Origin of the sequence: Paenibacillus ginsengarvi, from assembly GCF_003626695.1 — a bacterium.
Taxonomy (GTDB): domain Bacteria; phylum Bacillota; class Bacilli; order Paenibacillales; family NBRC-103111; genus Paenibacillus_AB; species Paenibacillus_AB ginsengarvi.
Genome location: NZ_RBAH01000022.1, coordinates 109,484 through 129,460 on the forward strand (window position 1 = coordinate 109,484; position 19,977 = coordinate 129,460).

Sequence of the window (19,977 nt, forward strand, 5' to 3'; positions counted from 1 at the left end):
ACTATTGGGTTTTTCTGTATAATGAAGATATACGTTTTGTTCAGTTCGACGATTTGAAGATGTACTAGGATACGATCCTTCCATTTTTGAAGGCGCATCCAATACAGATGTGATTCATGACAGTACATGCGAAACGGAGATGGCGCGTAATGATTCGTATTCATCAGGAAGCGTGCGAGCGGAATGCCAGATTGCTGGATAAGCCGTTTATCGCACGGGTAGAAGAGGGATTGACACCATGCATGAGTGTTGCTGTCGTTAAAGGCGACGAGCTTGTCTACCAGCTGGCGCACGGCCGACCTACGTTCAGCCCCGGGGAAGGGCGTCAGATTGGACCGGAGACAGCGTTTAATGTAGGTTCCATCACGAAAGTCGTCACATCCGCGCTGGCCGTCAAGCTGATGGAGTCGGGCGTATGGTCGGTAGGTGATCCTGTCCGGAGATATGTCACGGAATATCCGTTCGAGGACGTAACGCTGGGCCATTTGCTGTCACACAGCGCAGGGCATAACAAGCTGCCGGGCGCGAGTCCGGCGCGCGGAGAAATGAAAGCGTATTTGCAAGGCGTATACGCATCGCTGGAGCGTGAAGCGGCGCCAGGCGAAAGAGCGCTGTACGACACGAATAATCAGGATATCGTTATGGATATGATCGAGCGGGTCACCGGGGAGCCGATTGCAGGCTGGGCCAGGTCTGTGCTGTTCGAGCCGCTCGCTATGAATCGTACGAGCTACGACAGTGCCGACTATGCGGAAGGAGAATACGTGCTTCCTTGTTCTCAGGACAACGGGATGGAGGAGATGCGGCTCGACAAGCGGGCTCCGAGCGGCGGGACCGGCTTGTATTCAACGGCGCTAGATTTGGTCAAGTTCGCTTCCCTGTTTCTGACCAAGGGACGATACGGCGGGGAGGACGTGTTCTCGGAAGCGGCGATCGATTTCATGCTGCGGGAGTCAACAGCCGGCAAATTTGCGAAAACGCCGGTTATGTTCCTGAAAACGGAAGCCGACCGTTACGGCTGCTTTGGCGATTTGAACTCGCCGCTAGCGGCAGGGCATCCCGCCTTTAGCGGCTGCATGCTGATGATTGATCCCGCCTATGACGTAGCGGCGGCAGTCGTCACGAACAGCCAGAAGCTTCACGGACACTGGCGGAACTACAAGCTGCTGATGAACCTGATTATGGGCGCCGTCACTTGAGGGGAGTACGGTGCTGCGGGAAGTGGAGGAACTTGTAACAAGGATCTAACATTGCGTTCCGCTTACGAGGATAAAATTCAACATGGCAGGGAAGGGAGGAACCCGAATGCGATATTTTGCAACCGTTATCGTGATAGGCTGCCTTTGGCTACTTCTCGTTTTCCGGATTACGCCCCCTTCATATGGAAAGGCATTGATTCTTCCTCCCGATCAGATGCTGGAATATGCTGATGTGATATTTACCGGTAACATTATTAGATTCGAGAACCTGCCTCCAAAAAAAAACGAACCCGGACCCTACGTGATTAAACGGATATATGTGAAGGTCGAACAAATATTAAAAGGGGATCTGGATTCGGATATCGTGATCCTAAGGCAAACAGAAGGCGGGCTGGCCGTGCATCAAACATTTCCGGTTCACGAATATGGTCAACTGCTGATCCTGCAACGAAAGCTGCCGGACAATAGCCTGTCCGGTGTGGCAGATACGAATAACTTAGGCATCATCCGGGGAGAACGAGTGGCGGAGGTTATTGGCAGTTCAAATGCTGCGTACGTTTCTGTCTACGATCAATTTTATCAAGCTGGTAAAATAGATGCGAAGTCGCCTACCCTCGCCCGGAATTCGGCAGCGGTTCCACTTAGTTATGGCCTTGTAGCGGCCGCAGGGGTTTTGGTCCTTTATTGCTGCATTAATCAATATGGAAGAAAGAAAGATTAGGGAAAGGCTCTGCCGCGAGGATAATGGCATATCGACTACCCTCATCACCTCCCCGTATGCACTAAATAACGGGAGATTTTCCATGTATTCTAAAGCAGACTAGCTTTCTTGAAATCGCCCGATAGGGTGGTTTAGGAAAGCTTTTTTATTGCATATAATCTACCCGGACTGTGACAAATGACCTAATTCATGTACAAAGCAAGGCTATAAAGTTATGAATCTATGACAAAATACTGGTAATTTTGTCGATGACCTATTAAAATAGTGAATCGCAACTGAAAATGCCTCTCATACGAAGAGAATCATGCAGAAACGGACAGGAGAGAGAAACGTTTTGAGAACAAAAGGCAAAATCGGAATGCTGCTGCTAGTACTGGCAGTCGTTCTGGGGGCAGTTTCGATCGCGAACCCGGACCCGGCGGAGGGCGCGGATTCGGCTGTCGCAAACAAAGCAATCATTGATCCGTATCAAATGTACACGTATCCGCTGATGATGCAAGATCTCGAACGGCTGGCTGCTGCCTATCCGGACTTAATCGAACTTCAATCGATCGGCCAAACCGTCTTCGGGCGGGATATCCGGGCGGTCAAGCTGGGCAAGGGGGATGCCGCGATACTTGTGGACGGGGCTCAGCATGCACGCGAGTGGATGGGGACGAATCTCATTTTGTATTTGATCGACCGATACGCCTATGCTTACGAGCATGATGTGAACTATGGAGACTATAACGTTCGCGATATTCTGGACCGCTGCACAATTTGGTTTGTGCCTATGGTCAACCCGGACGGCACTGCACTTCAGCAGGAAGGGCTGGAGGCATTCCCCGAATTTTGGCATGCGAATCTGCTCGGAATGAATGGAAACAGCAGCAATTTCAAACATTGGAAAGCGAATGCCCAAGGGGTCGACATCAACAGACAATACCCGGCCATGTGGGCCGACATTCGCAATTCTCCCGGGTACCCGAAATTCAAAAACTTTAAAGGCTGGGAGCCGGCGCAGACAGCGGAAGCGGCTAGTATGATGAAGTTAACGTACGAGATCGACCCGGAAATCGCCTTTTCGTACCATTCGTCGGGCCGGGTGCTGTACTGGCATTTCAATACGTCGTCCGAGCATGTGAATCGGGATAAAAGGCTGGCTAACGCGATCAGCGCGATGACCGGATACGGCCAGGTCAAACCGGAGAAAAATCCTTCCGGCGGCGGCTTCACGGATTGGTTCATCATGCAGTTCGGACGTCCGGGTTTCACGGCGGAGCTGGGCACGTATCAGGAGGAAAACGAACTGCCGCTCTGGACATTCGGCGAGTTATGGGAGGAAAATAAAGAAGTCCCGCTGTATTTGGCCGCCGAGGGGTACCGCCTGTGGCTGGAGCGTTATCCGATCGAGCAGATGGAAGAGCAGATTCAGCTTCTGGGGGAAGTGCAGCTGTACAATCGTCCCAGCGAATCTTCGCCGGTTGGGGCCACGCTGAAAGACGCCAAGCTGAAAGCAAACGCTCGTCTCGGACAATGGTACCGGGTTTCGACATGGCTTGGTCCGAAGTGGATTCGTCCGGAACCGTCCGCTTATTTGATCGGACATACAGAGCCTTACGAACAGCGAGTCAAGCTGACGGACAAAACACCGATCTATGCGTCCCCGAAAGCGGATGTGAAGCTGCCTCTGGCCGAGCTGCATTCGCAGGAAGTAGAGGCGATCGAGCGGTGGAACGACTGGATTAGGATCAAAACTTGGCTGGGCAGCAGTTGGATCAAAAAAGAATAACGGCGCCGGCTGTTATACGAGCGCTACCGTTTGCGCGTCGTCCGGCATGTATCATCAAGCACCCAATCCTGGGTGCTTTTTGAGCTGTTCGATATGGCGAAATGGCTGAAAAAGGGTTGAGGGATTAAGCGGATATGTCTATAATACAGGAAACTGGTCGGCCACCGAGAAAGTCCGGCGTTAGGCGGTGAATGTTATTGAGAACTTGCTTGTATTGTTGATGGTAGTGTTTGCGGCTTCGCTGCTGCAAGCGAGTACCGGGTTCGGTTTTTCGATTATAGGGACGCCTTTTCTTCTGATGATGTTTCCGGCTCATACCGCAATCCAATTGAACATTCGCTTGTTATATCGATGTTCAAGATGTTCAGGATTCGGGAAGAGTTAAACAAGCGGCTTATGGGGAGATTGATTACGGGAAGTTTGATCATGATAATCCCAGGCCTCATGATTTACTTATATGCGGACATTGCGGCGATCAAGCTGGTCGTCGGGATTCTGATCCTTCTGCTGACCATGCTATTGCCGGAATGTTTCTATTCGGTTTCGGTGATTCGATCTTCGGGCCTTCCTTCAACGGGATGCTCTCCAAGTCTGTCGGTTCCAGCGAACAAGGAAGGATTCAAGGAGGCAGTCAATCGATTCAGGCTTTAGCAAGAATAATCGGGCCTATTATAGGAGGCCAAATCTATGTATCGCTTGGTCATGCCGCGCCCGCTTTTATGGGGGTACTCCTTATAGCAGCGGCCATATTGGTTTTGAAAAAAGATACGCGTTCTCATATATAAACTACCGCATCATAAAAGAGGAGGCCGGCCCGAAAGCTCGGCCGACCTCGCGATCCGGTCCGCAGCTCAGCGCTGCTAACGCCCCAGCGGGACCATCATTCGTTTGCGGTTGCGGAACGTGGCGAGCTGCCGCACTCCGATGGAATGCAGGTAACTCGTCACCGCCTCTTAATCGTACAGCAATTGGGCGGGGCTATGGGCATCCGAGCCGAAGGTGAACACTACGCCGGCGCGGTGCAGCCGCTCCAGCAGGTCGGTGGAAGAAGTTCGGAGGTAACCGGCTGCAAGCAGGATGCAGCCGGTTTTATGTGCCTCGGACGATAGAGCAGGATTTTGCGATTCCTAAAATGGTATAATGTGGAGTGGGACGAAAATATAAATCGGAAGGACGTCAATCATGAGCGAATCGAATCAGGAATATATCGTCATTACTGCTGCACGGGAGAACAATCTCAAAAACGTATCTTTGCGCATCCCGAAGCGGAACATTACGATCTTCACCGGTGTATCCGGCTCCGGCAAATCGTCGATCGTCTTCGATACGATCGCCGCGGAATCGACGCGACTGCTGAATGAGAACTTCAGTATGTTCGTGCGCACTTTCCTGCCCCGTTACCCGCAGCCCGACGCGGACGCGATCGAGAATCTCAGCATGGCGGTTATAGTAGACCAGAAGCGGCTTGGCGGAGGCTCTCATTCCACGATGGGCACGATTACCGATATTTCTCCGCTCCTTCGTTTATTATTTTCGCGGGTAGGCCAGCCCTATGTCGGACAAGCGAATGTGTTCTCCTTTAACGATCCGCAAGGCATGTGTCCCGAATGCAACGGGATCGGCCGCAGTTTGTGCATCGATATGGACAAGGCAGTGGATCTGTCCAAGTCTATGAAGGAAGGGGCTATCATGCTGCCGGGTTACGCGGTGGATAGCTGGGATTGGAACATGGTCATTCAGTCGGGGCCTTTCGATCCCGACAAGAAGCTGAGCGATTATTCGGCTGAGGATCTGGAAGAGCTGCTCTACGGCAAGGCCAAGAAAGTCAAGATGGATTTTGCCGGGAAAGCAACGAATATTACGGTGGAAGGCGTCATCGAGAAATTCACCAATAAATATATCAAGCAGGACGTCAAAACGAAATCCGAACGCACCCAGCAAACGGTTGCGCCTTACATCACCGAAGGCGTCTGTTCCTGCTGTCACGGCGCGAGACTCAGCCAAGCCGCGTTGAGCTGCAAGATCAACGGACATAACATTGCCGAGCTGTCTGCTATGGAGGTCGGACACCTCATCCGCGTTATTCGGGAAATAAACGATGCGGCCGCAGCCCCTGTGGTCAAGTCGCTCACGGAGCGGCTGCAGCATCTGGTCGATATCGGCTTGGACTATCTGACGCTGGACCGCGAGACGGATACCTTATCCGGCGGCGAGTCGCAGCGGGTCAAAATGGTGAAGCATTTGAACGGCAGTCTGGTCGATGTCACTTACATCTTCGATGAGCCGAGCGTCGGCTTGCATCCCCGCGACGTTCACCGGTTGAATGAACTGCTCCAGAAGCTGCGCGACAAAGGCAATACCGTCATTGTCGTCGAGCACGATCCCGATGTAATCAAAGTGGCGGACCATATCGTCGACGTAGGGCCTCACGCCGGCAGTCGCGGCGGTAACATCGTGTATGAAGGAAGCTACCAGGGCCTGCTGGAGTCGGGTACGCTGACAGGCACCCATATAAAGCGGCCGCTGCAGTTGAAGCACGAATGCAGGAATCCGTCCGGCAAGCTGTCCATCCATAAAGCTCATCTTCACAACCTGCAGAACGTAAGCGTAGATATTCCGACAGGAGTATTAACCGTAGTCACGGGGGTTGCCGGATCGGGCAAAAGCACGCTGATTAATGAAGTATTCCTCAGCCAGCATCCGGACGCGATCGTTATCGATCAATCGGCGGTAGGCGTATCGACGCGCTCGAACCCTGCGACTTATACGGGCATTATGGATGATGTGCGCAAAGCGTTTGCTTCTGCAAACAAGGTGAATCAAGGGTTGTTCAGCTTCAATTCCAAGGGCGCTTGCGAGAACTGCCAAGGGTTAGGCGTCGTGTATACGGATCTCTCCTTTCTCGATAGCGTGAAGCTGCCGTGTGAAGTATGCGGAGGCAAAAGGTTCAAGGAAGAAGTGCTCGCCTACAAATTGAACGGCAAGTCGATCGCAGATGTGCTGGAGATGACGGTGGAGCAGGCGCTGGAGTTTTTTCAGCTGAAAGAGGTTGTGCGCAAGCTCCAGGCGATGAGCGACGTAGGGCTGAACTATATTACGCTCGGCCAGCCGCTCAGCACGCTCTCGGGCGGGGAATGCCAGCGCATCAAGCTGGCCAGCGAGCTGCACAAGAAGGGCAGCATCTATGTGATGGACGAGCCGACGACGGGTTTGCATATGTCGGACCTCAGTCATCTTCTCGGCATTATGAACCGTCTCGTCGATGCCGGCAATACGGTGATCGTCATCGAGCATAACCTGGAAGTGATCAGCCAGGCGGATTGGATTATCGATATGGGACCGGACGGAGGCAGCAAGGGGGGGCAAGTGGTGTTCGAGGGCACGCCCGAGCAAATCGTCCATGCGAAACAGTCGATCACCGGACAATATTTGGTGTAGGGTAAAAATGCGGAAGCAAAAGTTCCGCTAAGCCTTGCAGGCCGGGTCCAAACGTTTCAAACTAACACCTGGTACCGGTTCGTGATTGATTTCGACGGGAATGCTGGCGCGTAAAACCAGAGCCGCTATAAGGTGAAGGTAAGGCTGAAGTTGCCGGTTCGCCGGTAACTCCAGCCTTTAAATTTAGAACCGACTCATACGTGACACGCCTTTCCAGCCCGAAATCAGACGTCCTTCTGATGCCCCCGAATGGCGGCTTCTTCCGAAGTCATCGTAACAAGCTGAAAGACCACCCCGAACTTGTCGGTAACGATGGCAACCCCGGGACTGAAATGAGTGGGCTGCAGCGGCATCCCGACTTGTCCTCCTTGCTGCAACAACTCGTAAAACTTCTCCGTTTTCTCGATTTCGTTCGTCGTCATGCAGATTTGAACCTGATTTCCGCTTTGATGAGGCTTGCCGGGACTTTGATCGGCAACCATGATTTTGGCCATGCCGACTTGCAAAATCGCATGCGACACCAAACTTTTCGTGCCCGCAGGCAAAGGGGATGCGGGATTTTCCGGTGCGTCGCCATAGGTTTGGCAAAAGAGGACTTTGGCCTCCAATGCTTCTTTGTAAAATTCAATCGCTTGTTTGGCATTTCCGTCCATCATTAAAAATGCGGTCAATTGTACGGTCATTGTTTTACAAACTCCTTTTTACTCAGCTATCAGCTGGACTTGATTGTTATTGTATCCGATAATAGTGACAAGTATTGTCACAAATAAAAACATGGAGTTTCGCGATGTCCAAATCCAAACGATTGCTTGATTTAATGATGACCGTCAACCGGAAGCGGAAGTTTACCGTCAAGGAGCTTGCTCAGGAATTTGACGTATCGCCCCGAACGATACTCAGAGATTTGCAGGAGCTTGGCGAACTGGGAGTGCCATTGTATTCCGAAGTGGGCCCGCATGGCGGGTACCAGGTGCTGAACGAGCGAATACTGCCTCCGATTGCTTTTACCGAAGAAGAAGCGGTTGCGATCTTTTTTGCAAGTCATGCCCTCCGGCACTACTCGTCTCTCCCTTTTGAAACGGAAGCGGAGTCGGCCTTAAACAGATTTTACTTGTACATGCCGGGGGATACGCGGGACCGAATCGATCAAATGAAAAACCGCTTTGATCTGGTTTCCCCGGTCAGGCAGCTGGAATCTCCGCATATGGCGATTTTGCTGGACGGGGCCATCCGCCAAACTGTGATCGCCATCGAATACGAATCCGGCGGGGGAAGTTCATCCCGGCACATACAGCCGATCGGCATTTATGCCAGAAACGGTTTATGGTATTGTCCGGCGTATTGCTTTGTTCGGGAAGATATTCGTCTGTTCCGGTGCGACCGCATCCGTTCGGCGGACTATGCGGGGGGCGAAAGGAGACCGCTGGATTTGCAGCATGTTCATCTCGGGAACTGGGAGTCGCATGTCAGGCTCAAGCAGGATCGGGTGAGTTTGCGCGCAGAACTAAGCAGAGAAGGCGTTCGGCGGTGCGAGGCCGAGCTTTGGCTGGCGCGCAAGCTGCGTCCGCGGGAGGATGGGACTGGCTGGCTGGAGGGAGACGTTCCGAAGAGCGAGCTTCCTTACTTAGCCCAGTTTTTCATCGGATTGGGCAAGGAGGCGTTAGTAGAGAGTCCTGGGGAGCTTGTGGCCTATATGAAAAAGACGCTTGCGGACATTATGCGTCAGTACGAGTAGGTAGCTACAATCTTGAAGTGAAATTTATAGCTAGGATTTTGATAGAAAGTAATCGTTACTGGCATCGATACATAGTGAAATCAAAAATCCCAAAGTGAGGCGAGAAGAAATGAGCGAAAACGAAGAAGTTGTCATTCAGATTGTGGATAAGCGTAAGCCGAAACAGAGGCTGCTGGTCAAAAATTCCGATATTTCGAACTCCGAATTTCGGGATTGTCGTATAGTGGATGTTGTTTTCGACGATGTCTCCTTGACGAATATGAAAGTGAGGTATGCCGATCTTCGAAATTGCAAGATGACGGATATGAACATGGTAAACGGCCATATTAGCGATGCGAATCTTACCGGACTTACGATCGATGGGGCGAACATTAGCGGGATGACGATTCGGAATGCCGGTGCCGAGCAGCCTCTTGTACTCGACAATCTCAAAATCGAAGGAAGCAGCTTCAACAACTGTAATCTGGCTAATGTAAATTTTACGGACTGCAACATAGAAGGTCTTCGGATAAACGGTGTCCTGATCGAGGAGCTTCTTAAGCTGCACAACTCACAGTAGGGGCGGCAGGTTGACGCGTAATACAAAGGTTTACTGTTAATGTTTCATATATGAGCAGGCTGAGGCTGCCGACAGGATCGGCGGCCTCGCTGTGTTTTCTGACCGGTATATCTATATCGAAACAACGCTGTAAGTCGCCGGGGCTTGTCCCAATCGGGCGGCTACGGCGTTTTTAGGTTTGTTATAAAACCCACAAAGTCAATATTAATAACAAACGTATATTTCATAATATAAAATTATATTGCATAATATGAATGTAAATAATATAATTTGGTCAACGATCTGATTTTAGATCGACGGATCTCATAAAATTGCAAATTTATTGCAATTTCACTCTGCATGACAACAACCTAGTGAACATGAACGTAATCGAGTCCCTTTCAACAACGGGCTAATCGTAAAAACGCAAACCCGGATTGGCGGAGGGGCGAACCACTGTTCATGCTTCCGAAGACGGAGGACTTATCCATGACAATCAAGCAAGCTGACCGTTTTTCCGGCATTCATGTCGCGATGCCTGCCTGCTATGACGCGTACGGGAACGTTTCGCCCGAATCCGTCAGACGGCTGACGCGGCATTTACTGGATGCCGGCATTCGCGGGCTTTATGTCGGCGGCGGGACGGGAGAAGGCATCTTGCAGACGGAGGAGGAGCGCGAGCGGACGCTGGAGGCGGTTCTGGAGGAGAACGGGGGGACCGCGACCGTCACCGTTCATGTCGGCGCAGCCACGACGGGTGCGGCGATCCGGCTGGCCCGGCATGCGGAAACGTGCGGCGCGGATGCCGTGTCGTCGATCCCGCCATTTTACTACGCATACACGGAGGAGGCGGTCAAGGAGTATTGGCTTTCTGTGATGGAAAGCGCTGCTCTGCCATTTATTCTGTACTACATCCCATCTGCGACCGGCTTTCGCATGACGGAAAACATGCTGCGGGACTTGCTGCGTCACGAGCGGCTGCTCGGCATCAAAATGACGACGTTTGATACATACGAGCTGCAGCGGTTCAAAGCGATCGGCGGCGAAAAGTTTCTCGTCTTTAACGGACCGGATCAGCAGTATGTAGCCGGACGCATCATGGGGGCGGACGCCGGCATCGGCGGCACATACGGAGCGATGCCCGAGCTGTTCCTGAAGCTGGAGCGCGAATATCGGCTCGGACATGCGGCGGAGGCGCAGCGTTGGCAGTTTATTGTGAATGACATCATTACGGAGATTCGTTCCATCGGCTTGTTCGCCGCGGTCAAGGGGATACTGCGGCTGCGCGGCGTCGATTGCGGGGAGCCGCGGCGACCGCTGCCCGGACTTCGACAAACGGACGAACCGGCCGTTAGGCGTTTGTATGAAACGATTGTGCGATATGCCAAAGATTGCGAACAAGAGGTGACAGCCCTATGAATGCGCTTCCCAAGCGGATACGCGTTTTAACCGACAACGGGAGCGGCGGTCCAGCGCGTTATTATGCCTTCCCTACCGTGCTGCCGCTGCCGGACGGCACACTGCTGGTTGCCTACAAAAACGGCGACCGGCATGCGCTCGACCCGGAGGCGTCGCTGGAGACGCTCAGGTACGAACCGAACTCCGGGGAAGTAGTGTCCAGGCAGACGATAGACCGTACACCCGGCTGGATTCATCAAAATCCGGAGCTCACCCGCATGCCTGACGGAACCATAACGCTTTCGGTCGATATTCAGCGTCCGGGCGGTGTCAAGATGCGGATGGGCCTGCGCGTATACCGCTCCGATGACGAAAGCGAATCGTTTCGCGATGAAGGCTGGTTTCCGCAGGCCGGGGGTTATGCCTACGGATATGCGTTGGACGATGCACATTGGATCGGAACAGAAGACAAGGCGGATCTGGTGACGGAGCAGATAGAACCGGCAAAAGTCGCGGTGGATCTGCTGGCCATGTCGTTTCCCGAGCTCGCGGGCGGCAGAAGGGCGGTGCACGCACTGCGATCCGCAGATTCTGGCCATAGCTGGTCGCATATCCGCAATCTGAACGAGGAGTTCGACTTTGCGTTTAACGAATGCGCGCTGCTGGCGTACCGGGACGGCTACGTAATCGTGGCCCGCGGCGACAATCAGGCGACACGGGCATACCGGACGGACCGGGAGTTTCGCCGCACCGGAGAAAGCAGATGGTCGGACGTATACGATTCGATCGCCTATATCGGCAGACCGAAGCTGTTCGAACGGGCTGGAAACTGGTATGTGCTATGCCGCAATGTCGCCCGGGGAGCGCCGACCTCGCTGCGTCTGTACCGGTTCGATCCGGAGACGCTGACGCTGCTTGGCAATGTGCTTCTGGACGAAAATGAGTCGCAGATCGGGCATTCCTATTACGCGGAGCATCTGTTCACCGGGGAAGGGGAGGAAACCCGCCTTCACGTCATCACGTATGCGCCGCATCTCGTGCGGGATATGCCGGACATTATAGCTTTTACGTTCGACTGGGCGCAAATCAGGGAGAGCATCGGCTGATGGAGGAGGTGCGTTTTTACCGGTACGGCGAAGGGGCGGATAGCCAGTGGTGCTTTGTCCGGCTTCCCTCAAACTACGGGCGTTCTTCCGCCCCGCATCCCTATGTCATCTGCAATCACGGCAACGGCTGGACGATGGGCGGCAGCGAACGGACTGCCAACTTTACGTCTAAAACCCAATACGGCGTCGATAGGCAGCGTGACGGTTATTATTTGTCGGCGTCTGCGGACGGCTTCCGCCTGTACTCCAATCCGTTGATCGAGGCGCTGCTGGAAGAAGGTTTATCGTTTGCGGTGCACAAAACGGAGGGGATCAGCTGTACGGAAACGAGCGTTGCAGGCAAGCTTGCGCAGCGTTTTACCATCACATGAGGACGACGTACCGGGTGACGGAGCACTGCTGCATGCTCGGTGCTTCGAACGGGTTTATGACGACGCTGAACAGCGTCGCGCTGCTTGGCTCAGAGGCGGTGTCGGCCATCGTCGGCTTATACCCGCTGTGCAACCTGCGCCATGCGTTCCGTCACACGCACCGGGCGCAGGTGAAACAGGCATACGGCATCGTTACGGACGAGGACACGGAATTCGCGGAAAAAACCGCAGGCAGCGATCCGTGTTGTCGCGATTGGCACGGATGGTCGATAGAGCCGGAGCACCGGCCGCCTGCCCTGCTGATCGGGTCCGCGCAGGACCGCGTATTGCCTATGGCCGAACATGCAGTCAAATGGGGAGAGCTGTATCGGGCTAACGGATCGACGGCCGAATTGATTCGGGTAAACGGCCAGGAAGGGCAGGCTGCTCAAGAAGCTCAACGGGCTCAGATTGTCCAAGCGGGCCACGGCGATTGGCGGCATTTCCGTCAAGACGACATCGTGCATTGGTTCAAAACCAAAGGCGTTTGATTCAAGTGCAAAACACATGTGCCTACCGATTGATCAGACGTAGAGTAAAGTGCCATTACGATGGAACCATTTATTTTTGGGATTACTATGGGGGGAAAATGTAATGTTTAGTATAAGGAACAATTTTGTAAGCTCTGTTTTTGTAGCCTCATTAATTTCTGTGAGTATACTTTCTGGTTGTGGAAATAATCAAAAAAATGAAGCCAATGAACAAGTCCAGAAAGGTTCCGATGTTAAGAACATAAACGAGTATAACGGTCCTCCGGTTGAGCTTCTCTTTTTGGATGCTAACACAGGAATTACAGAAGAAAAATTCGAGGAATACTTTGTCAAACCCGTTAAAGCCAAACATCCTGCCATTAGTCTAAAGCTGCTAAAAGTAACAAGCCCTGCGAAAGACGGTATTGAAGCTTTAATCGCTGCAGGAACGATACCGGATCTAGTCGCAGATAGTAATACGGGTTTGAACAAGTATTTAGATATGGAGTACGCTGAGGATTTAAATCCTATGATCAAAAAATTCAATGTCGATCTTAATCGATTCGAACCGGCTATAGTCGAAACTTTACGCGGGTTAGGTCGAAATAAGGGGATCTATGGTTTGCCTTTCGGAATGAATTATGGATCTTTACTATATAACAAAGATTTATTCGACAAATTCGGTGTCAGCTATCCTGAGGACGTCATCACCTGGGATAAGTTTATCGAACTAACCAACAAATTAACCCGCAAGGATGGGGAAGTTCAATATATTGGCAGCGCCCCTCCTACTCCAGTGAATTGGTTAAGGCAGTATGGAGCGTCTAATTTCGATGAAAAAGATGAAAAGGCCGCTCTTACGGATGATAAACATAAATATGTCTTTTCTTTACAAGAGCAGCTGCTTAAAATTCCTGGATTCATTAACGGTACTAACTGGCGCCCAACTAACATGGCTGGAGGTACGATTGCTATGCAGGCGGGCTGGATTATGGGGACCACCAATCTCGTTAGTGCTAACCCTCCATTCGATTGGGATCTATCTGCTTATCCGGTATTCAAAGAGAAGCCTAACTACGGTAACTCCGTAGACTTTCCTATGCTAATAGTATCTAAGGCGAGTAAGCATAAGGAAGCCGCATACCAGGTCATTATGACGATGATTTCTGACGAAGTACAAGAGCGGCTCAACAAAAATGGTCAGATGATTACGGCTTTAAAAGATCAGAAAATGAAAATGACCTATGCACAGGATTCCCAAATCTATAATGGTAAGAATTTGCAAGCTATTTTCAAAGTATCTCCTGCGCCATTACCTGATTATTCCAGATGGAAATCCGCAACGGATACCTATATAAATGCAGTCGCTCAGGAAATGGCTTTACAGAAAAAGGATATCAATACAGCATTGCGCGAACAGGAAGAAAGGGCCAATAAGGCCATGCAAGAACTGAAATGATGGCAGGAAAGGCTCTTCTAGTCGGAACAATCTTCTGGAAGAGCCTGGACAGGTAACCTGTTTTGCAGCTTCTCGAGTTTATGGAGGCTGTATATTCGTTGAGCGAAAGGAAGGGGTATAAAAAATGGAGAAGTTGAGCAGAAGGAAGTTGTTGAGTGTGGCCGGTACGGCCGCTGTTGCGGGAATGTTATTCCCCCATAGCGTTGAGGGACTGGCCGGCCATACCAATACGGTGACGGGCGACGTCTATGGAAACTCGGCGGCCAACTCAAATGGAAATGCGGAAGGGATTCGGCGAATTGTGGAAGAGGTCGTTCAGGAATGTGAGCAGCAATGTTCCGAGCATTGGGCACAAACGGTTCGAGAGTTTAATGAAAGAGGAGTGAATTTTAAAAGTCTAGGTGCTGTCGATGATGGAATAACAGATAATAGCGCTATTCTCAATCAAGCTTTACTGGATCATGTGCATGTATTCGTTCCGCCTGGAGAGTTTGTGGTTAAAAATATGAACATTCCATCTGGTTCGATGATTAGCGGAATAGAAGGGTTAAGCGTTCTAAAAGCAAAAAATTACAATGACGTCGGACAATATGTAGATACTTTGTTTGATATTCAGAGTAAAGAAAATATGATTTTCAAAGGGATTACGTTTGATGGTGGAATTACTTCACCGGCATATGTAGGTACGGACGATAAGACGAAAGTTCGGAATCTGCTGAGGTTTAGACAAAGCAAAAATATCAGATTTGAAAACTGTACATTCACTCGTTTTGTCAGTAACACTATCAATGCGGGCGTAAGGGTACCGGGGGACTTTGTTCGTTGGCATTTAGCCGTATTTGAACAATGTGAAGGAGTTCATTTCGAAGGCGGCCAATTCGTCAATTCATTTTTAGAAGGCATTACCGGATACAAAACAAAAAATCTGACTTTTGATAAATTCTTTTCCAATAACACACGAGTATCGACGCCTATTTCTGCGTGGTATTGCGATGGATTTGTGCTTACTAATTCAGATATTCGGGAAGATGTTAACAGAGGAAGCAACGCTGGCAGTGTACTGAACATCTATTCGAAAAATGTCAGAGTACAAAACAATATCATTCAAGGCGGGACGTCTATCGATTTTGGGAATGAAGCGAAAGACGTTACTTTAGGCGGGTTGTTTGTACAAGAAAATGTATGGTTTGAAAACAATAATTTAACCGGTTGCATTAACGTAATTGGCCCGGATGATGCACACCAGCTTAACCGAAATGTGAAAATAAGAAATAATGTTATCAATGCGTTAGGTTTCTCAAGGGGAATCAATACAGGGAATTGTGAAGATGTAACCATCGAAGGGAACACGATTATCGGGGCAGATGCTGCGTTTGCTTATTCCTTGAATAGAGTGGACAGGTTAAGAATTATCAACAATGTTATCATCGATTCTTATAAAATATGCAGATTTGCCGTTGTCGGAAAAGATGTTAGAGATGTTGAAATTAGAGATAATAAAGCAATCACACGAACGCTTTATGACATAGGCGGAAACGGTGGATTCGTGGTATTTACAAATAGCACAAACACCACAGGAACAGAAGTTATTGAAAATATAAATATTTATAACAACCATGTAAAAGCATCCGGTTCATGGGTTTACAATTATCAGACAGGATCGAATAGATTCAAAATTAAAAACATGAACATTGAAGGGAACACCTTTGATAGTCTGGATGGCGGAACATGTGAAAGAAGTTTATCGCCGCTTTATGTTGACGGATTGACCATTAGAAAGAATAGAATGTTTAATTCGCAAAAAGGAAATACATTTTCTTTTTGTTCCGATATCAAGCTGGAAGAAAACGAATTGAGTTTAATTCATTTAACAAGCGTGTCTTATCTGTACGATTTCAGGGAAAGTTGTACAGGTTATGTCGAAGCAACCAAAAACAAACTGGTAACCGGTACAGCGACTTCTCATTTTATCATTAGAAGCGGTGCGACAGTTAATACAATTAGAACATTAGGAAATGTTCCGGACACTTATGCGGAGGCGTTTAAGCCTTCTCACTTTGGACCAACCACTAATCGGCCAGGTGATACTAAGGAAGTAGGGATTACCTATTTTGATACGATTCTAAATAAGCCTATTTTTTGGAATGGTACATCGTGGGTAGATTCAACAGGAGCAGTTGTTTAATTCGTACGAGAGACCGCTTCGCTTCTAATGCAGGTGTATTGTGCTAATGGCAGGTGAACTGTGCTATAATACAATCGATCCTCATAATAAGCAAACCAATTGCGTAATGAAGCAATTGCGGAAGGAAGATCGATTTGAAAATGGAGCAATCCCCTGCCATGCTGACGCAAAGCGTGACAAGGGCGCTTGGCATCTTATCCTGTTTTTCCAACGAGACGCCGCAATTGCGGGTCATCGATTTCGCCAAAATGCTCAATCTGACCCAAAGCAATGTGTCGCGCCTGCTGACGACAATGGTGTCGATCGGTTATGTCGTCAAGGACGAGGCGACCGGTTTTTATCGGCTCGGCCCGGAGATTGTCATGCTGGGCGGCGTGGCGCTTAACAATTACGAAATTCGCAAGCAGGCGCTGCCCGAACTGTACGAGATCGAAAAGCGGCTTGGCTTGGACGCCAATCTGGCAATTTTGGACGATGACACGCTGTTTTACTTGGCTCACGTGGACAGCTACGATTCGCCGCGCATGTACACGTATGTCGGCAGACGCAATCCGCTGCACTGCACGGCAATGGGAAAAGTGCTGCTCGCTTACTCGGAGCCGGAAGAGACGGATCGTCTGCTGTCCGAGGCGCCGATGCGGTCGTTCACGGAGCATACGCTTGTGTCCAAGGACCAATTGATCGAGCAGTTTGACCGCATTCGCCGTAAAGGCTATGCGACGGAGCAGGAGGAGCTCGCGCTCGGCCGCGCCTGTCTTGCCGCACCCATTATGGGGAGAACCGGTGCGGTGGCGGCGGCAATTAGCGTATCCGGCTCGTTGTCGAAGGTGAATTTGCCTGAACGGGAAAAGGAATTGGCAGGCGTACTGATCGAGTTGGCCGACCGTATTTCTTCCAAGATGGGCCATACCACGGCTCGCGTATAATACGGAGCCGGACAGACGGTCTAAGTGTCGAGCGAACCGCGTCGGCTACCGAGAACATCCTGTTAAGATGTTGAAAGCAAAAAAATGCAGTCCGGCATCCGTGTTCCTTGCGGTTGCGGACTGCTTTTTTTATCGATGGGCAGCCCGCTTGGAAGCAAGGCGAAGGAGAACGATAGGTTATCGTGATCTCAATAGTGTGATACGATAATGGAAATAACCGACAACCCGCACGAGGTATAGTTGGAGGAGGTTTGAAGTAGTGATCCTATATAAAAGCGACGAAACTCCATCACTCGAGGAAGTCATAGCGCTTTACAACAAAGCTGGTTTAAGACGTCCCGACGATGAAAGACGAATGAATTTGATGCTGAAGCATGCAAATGTGAAAATATCAGCTTGGCATAACGGGAAGCTGGTGGGCTTCCTGAGAGCTTTCACGGACTATTGCTTCGATTGTTACTTGAACGATCTTGCTGTTGACCCTGAGTACCAGGGGAGGGGAATCGGTAAAGCAATGGTAGCGCATTTGAAAGAGCAGTTAGAGAAAGACACCTTGGTATTCCTTATATCTGCACCTGAATCCAAACCGTTTTACAAAAAAATCGGCTTTAGTCATTTTACGGATATCGAAGATACTTGGCGCCAAATGATAGAATAGGCGGCATTAACCGAAAAGGAGATCTTATGGAAACGATCAAACGCCTTTTTCTTGAAAAGTACAATCTGGAGCTTACCGACCTGCAGGCGCAGCAAGGCGGGTGGGCGGCGCTTGCCTATAAAGTATGCAGTAATGAACGTATCTTCTTCTTAAAGGTTTATGAAAAAAGCCGGGCATCAACTCCGAAATGGACCTCTTTTATCGATCATTATGTGCCGATTACCGTTTGGCTTATGGACAACAGCCGTTTAACGGACAGACTTCCCGTTCCCGTTCCGACCTTAAGCGGTGATTACAAATGTGAAGACGACGAAGCCATCTACTTGCTGTACGAGTATATTGAAGGAGAGACAGTTGGCGACCGGGACTTAACCGCGAAGCAAGCAGCCGAACTCGCCGCCATAATCGCAGAGCTTCATTTGTATGGCGATGAGATTCCGGTCGAAACGGAGGCCATTCGGGAAAACTTTGCCGTTCCTTTTTTGGCGCAGATGAAAGAGACACTGGACCGGGACATGGACAAGCTTTCCGCCGTCGTAAGGGAGTTCTTGTTGTCTTGCAGGGAATCTCTCGTAACACGGATGAATTCCCTAGAGCAGCTATCTGCCGATTTGAAGGAAAAAGAAATAAAAATGGCCCTATGCCACACCGATCTGCATCACTGGAATTTGATGCAGTCCGATGAATGTCTCATACTCATTGATTGGGAAGGGCTCAAGCTGGCGCCTGTTGAAGCCGACCTGATGTTTGTTCAGGACAAGTCTTATTACGACGAGTTTATGGCCGTCTATTGCGGCGTCCATCGCGGTTTTACACCCCATCGCGATGTGCTGCAATTTTATCGGCATCGGCGCAAATTGGAGGATATATGGGAGTTCATGGAGCAGCTTCTGTTTGACCGGCAGGACGAGCGGGCGCGGGCTGAAACGATCCGGCATTTGATCCAAGAATTGACTGAGATCGAGGATTGATCGGCGCTCCTTTTTCTTAGAGGCGGCTTATCCTGGAAAAGAGACTGTACCTGGTTGCTGAACATGGCGGCCACGGTGCAGTTTCTTTTCATATGGGCACACGAAGGATTTCGTTATAGCAAAAAAACATAAATTTTTTCAATAAAATTGAGTGTGTGCGAGAAGGGCTTACATATTACGGGGTTTGTTAGAGGTTAAGGATGATGCTATTACCTCCGCAGGCTGGCAGACGATAGGTGGCACGACTACGTTTGGGGCGGTTGTTGCATAGTTTTTGTATATTCAAGGCACCTCCTGAACAAACTTAAAACCCCGTCTGGCCGTAGTGGCTGGACGGGGATTTTATTATTTCATTTCATATTACCAATCCTGCAAGGTTGGCCCCAGTTAATGGGTGTATTTCCACGTTCCACAATACATCATTCCTCATACTATGATGCGAGGGAGGTGCTGTACTTGGCGAAAACAACGCAGCCAGTAACCATTGGAGCGAATAGTATTGCAAAGATTGGAAACCGCTTTTTCCTGATTGTCGAGGTTGAAGCTAAATCACCTGGTGTCGAAATCGACCCGGTGTTCGGCGTTCGAACGACTGCGCAACAAGCAAGAAGTCTTATTCGTGCAGGTGTCATGCGTACGATATTTCAAACCAAGCCTCCAACCCCGAGTCGTGGCAAGAAAGTTGAACTGAAAGGCGTTTTGTTCGCTAATGGTCGTATTTTTTCAGTTTTCGACGTGGAGAACTCGACAGACGTATCTGTTTTAGTGCGGATTAATCGGGAAGAAGCAAATCGGCTTATCCGAGGCGGTGCACGTATCATTAAAGTAATAAGAAAGCCGTTCTAAACCGCGATATTTGAAAAAGCCGACCATGGTACTCGATGGTCGGTTTTATTTTTAGTACATAATGTGAAACGGCAATCTAATTGGGGTAGTACCAGCATATAAGAAATGAATTTGGACACGGCGATTCTCAATCCCCCAGATTATTT

Annotated in this window: 17 protein-coding genes and 1 pseudogene; 17 read left to right on the forward strand and 1 reads right to left on the reverse strand. The window is 50.1% G+C overall.

Translation table 11 applies throughout. The features are described 5' to 3' along the window. Positions 1 to 149 precede the first annotated feature (149 nt). From D7M11_RS25525 to D7M11_RS25545, 5 genes and pseudogenes are all read left to right on the forward strand, one after another. Positions 150 to 1,199 carry a serine hydrolase domain-containing protein gene (locus D7M11_RS25525; protein ID WP_158606829.1) on the forward strand — a complete coding sequence of 350 codons (1,050 nt, stop codon included), beginning with the start codon at positions 150 to 152 and terminating at the stop codon, positions 1,197 to 1,199. 106 nt (positions 1,200 to 1,305) lie between these two features. Continuing rightward, positions 1,306 to 1,920, forward strand: a complete 615-nt coding sequence (locus tag D7M11_RS25530; RefSeq protein WP_120750101.1) for a hypothetical protein — start codon at positions 1,306 to 1,308, stop codon at positions 1,918 to 1,920. A 334-nt stretch (positions 1,921 to 2,254) separates the two neighbouring features. Then, positions 2,255 to 3,691, forward strand: coding sequence for a M14 family zinc carboxypeptidase (locus D7M11_RS25535; RefSeq protein ID WP_158606830.1), 1,437 nt, complete (start codon positions 2,255 to 2,257; stop codon positions 3,689 to 3,691). A 518-nt stretch (positions 3,692 to 4,209) separates the two neighbouring features. Next, positions 4,210 to 4,476 (forward strand): annotated as a pseudogene (locus D7M11_RS25540) (MFS transporter); the annotation flags it as partial. A gap of 397 nt (positions 4,477 to 4,873) precedes the next feature. After that, a complete protein-coding gene (locus D7M11_RS25545) occupies positions 4,874 to 7,129 on the forward strand; it encodes an ATP-binding cassette domain-containing protein (RefSeq protein WP_120750103.1) in 2,256 nt (751 codons plus the stop codon). 224 nt (positions 7,130 to 7,353) lie between these two features. On the opposite strand, the gene D7M11_RS25550 is transcribed toward D7M11_RS25545, so the two are convergent. Beyond that, positions 7,354 to 7,812, reverse strand: a complete 459-nt coding sequence (locus D7M11_RS25550; protein WP_120750104.1) for a VOC family protein — start codon at positions 7,810 to 7,812, stop codon at positions 7,354 to 7,356. 104 nt (positions 7,813 to 7,916) lie between these two features. On the opposite strand from D7M11_RS25550, the gene D7M11_RS25555 reads away from it, so the two are divergent. From D7M11_RS25555 to D7M11_RS25610, 12 genes are all read left to right on the forward strand, one after another. Beyond that, positions 7,917 to 8,864, forward strand: coding sequence for a helix-turn-helix transcriptional regulator (locus D7M11_RS25555; protein WP_120750105.1), 948 nt, complete (start codon positions 7,917 to 7,919; stop codon positions 8,862 to 8,864). Positions 8,865 to 8,973: 109 nt separating this feature from the next. Next, complete coding sequence (locus D7M11_RS25560; protein ID WP_120750106.1) at positions 8,974 to 9,423, forward strand: pentapeptide repeat-containing protein; 450 nt, start codon at positions 8,974 to 8,976, stop codon at positions 9,421 to 9,423. Positions 9,424 to 9,891: 468 nt separating this feature from the next. After that, positions 9,892 to 10,821 (forward strand): dihydrodipicolinate synthase family protein, encoded by a 930-nt coding sequence (locus D7M11_RS25565; protein ID WP_158606831.1) that lies wholly within the window; start codon positions 9,892 to 9,894, stop codon positions 10,819 to 10,821. Beyond that, positions 10,818 to 11,906 (forward strand): sialidase family protein, encoded by a 1,089-nt coding sequence (locus D7M11_RS25570; protein ID WP_120750108.1) that lies wholly within the window; start codon positions 10,818 to 10,820, stop codon positions 11,904 to 11,906. Before D7M11_RS25565 ends, D7M11_RS25570 begins: the two co-directional genes overlap by 4 nt. Then, on the forward strand, positions 11,906 to 12,277 hold the full coding sequence (locus D7M11_RS25575) for a hypothetical protein (RefSeq protein WP_120750109.1): 372 nt from the start codon (positions 11,906 to 11,908) through the stop codon (positions 12,275 to 12,277). Before D7M11_RS25570 ends, D7M11_RS25575 begins: the two co-directional genes overlap by 1 nt. Next, complete coding sequence (locus tag D7M11_RS25580) at positions 12,274 to 12,807, forward strand: hypothetical protein (RefSeq protein WP_193556278.1); 534 nt, start codon at positions 12,274 to 12,276, stop codon at positions 12,805 to 12,807. The genes D7M11_RS25575 and D7M11_RS25580 overlap by 4 nt, the downstream gene beginning before the upstream one ends. Positions 12,808 to 12,910: 103 nt before the next feature. Further along, positions 12,911 to 14,245 (forward strand): ABC transporter substrate-binding protein, encoded by a 1,335-nt coding sequence (locus tag D7M11_RS25585; protein ID WP_120750111.1) that lies wholly within the window; start codon positions 12,911 to 12,913, stop codon positions 14,243 to 14,245. A 124-nt stretch (positions 14,246 to 14,369) separates the two neighbouring features. After that, positions 14,370 to 16,430: a glycoside hydrolase family protein gene (locus D7M11_RS25590; protein ID WP_120750112.1), complete on the forward strand. Its 2,061-nt coding sequence runs from the start codon at positions 14,370 to 14,372 to the stop codon at positions 16,428 to 16,430. A 140-nt stretch (positions 16,431 to 16,570) separates the two neighbouring features. Next, entirely contained in the window at positions 16,571 to 17,356 is a 786-nt protein-coding gene (locus D7M11_RS25595; RefSeq protein WP_120750113.1) for an IclR family transcriptional regulator, read from the forward strand. 259 nt (positions 17,357 to 17,615) lie between these two features. Continuing rightward, entirely contained in the window at positions 17,616 to 18,014 is a 399-nt protein-coding gene (locus tag D7M11_RS25600) for a GNAT family N-acetyltransferase (protein ID WP_120750114.1), read from the forward strand. Positions 18,015 to 18,040: 26 nt separating this feature from the next. Next, positions 18,041 to 18,985, forward strand: coding sequence for a phosphotransferase (locus tag D7M11_RS25605; protein WP_120750115.1), 945 nt, complete (start codon positions 18,041 to 18,043; stop codon positions 18,983 to 18,985). A 456-nt stretch (positions 18,986 to 19,441) separates the two neighbouring features. Continuing rightward, positions 19,442 to 19,831, forward strand: a complete 390-nt coding sequence (locus D7M11_RS25610; protein ID WP_116061861.1) for a hypothetical protein — start codon at positions 19,442 to 19,444, stop codon at positions 19,829 to 19,831. Positions 19,832 to 19,977: the final 146 nt, after the last annotated feature.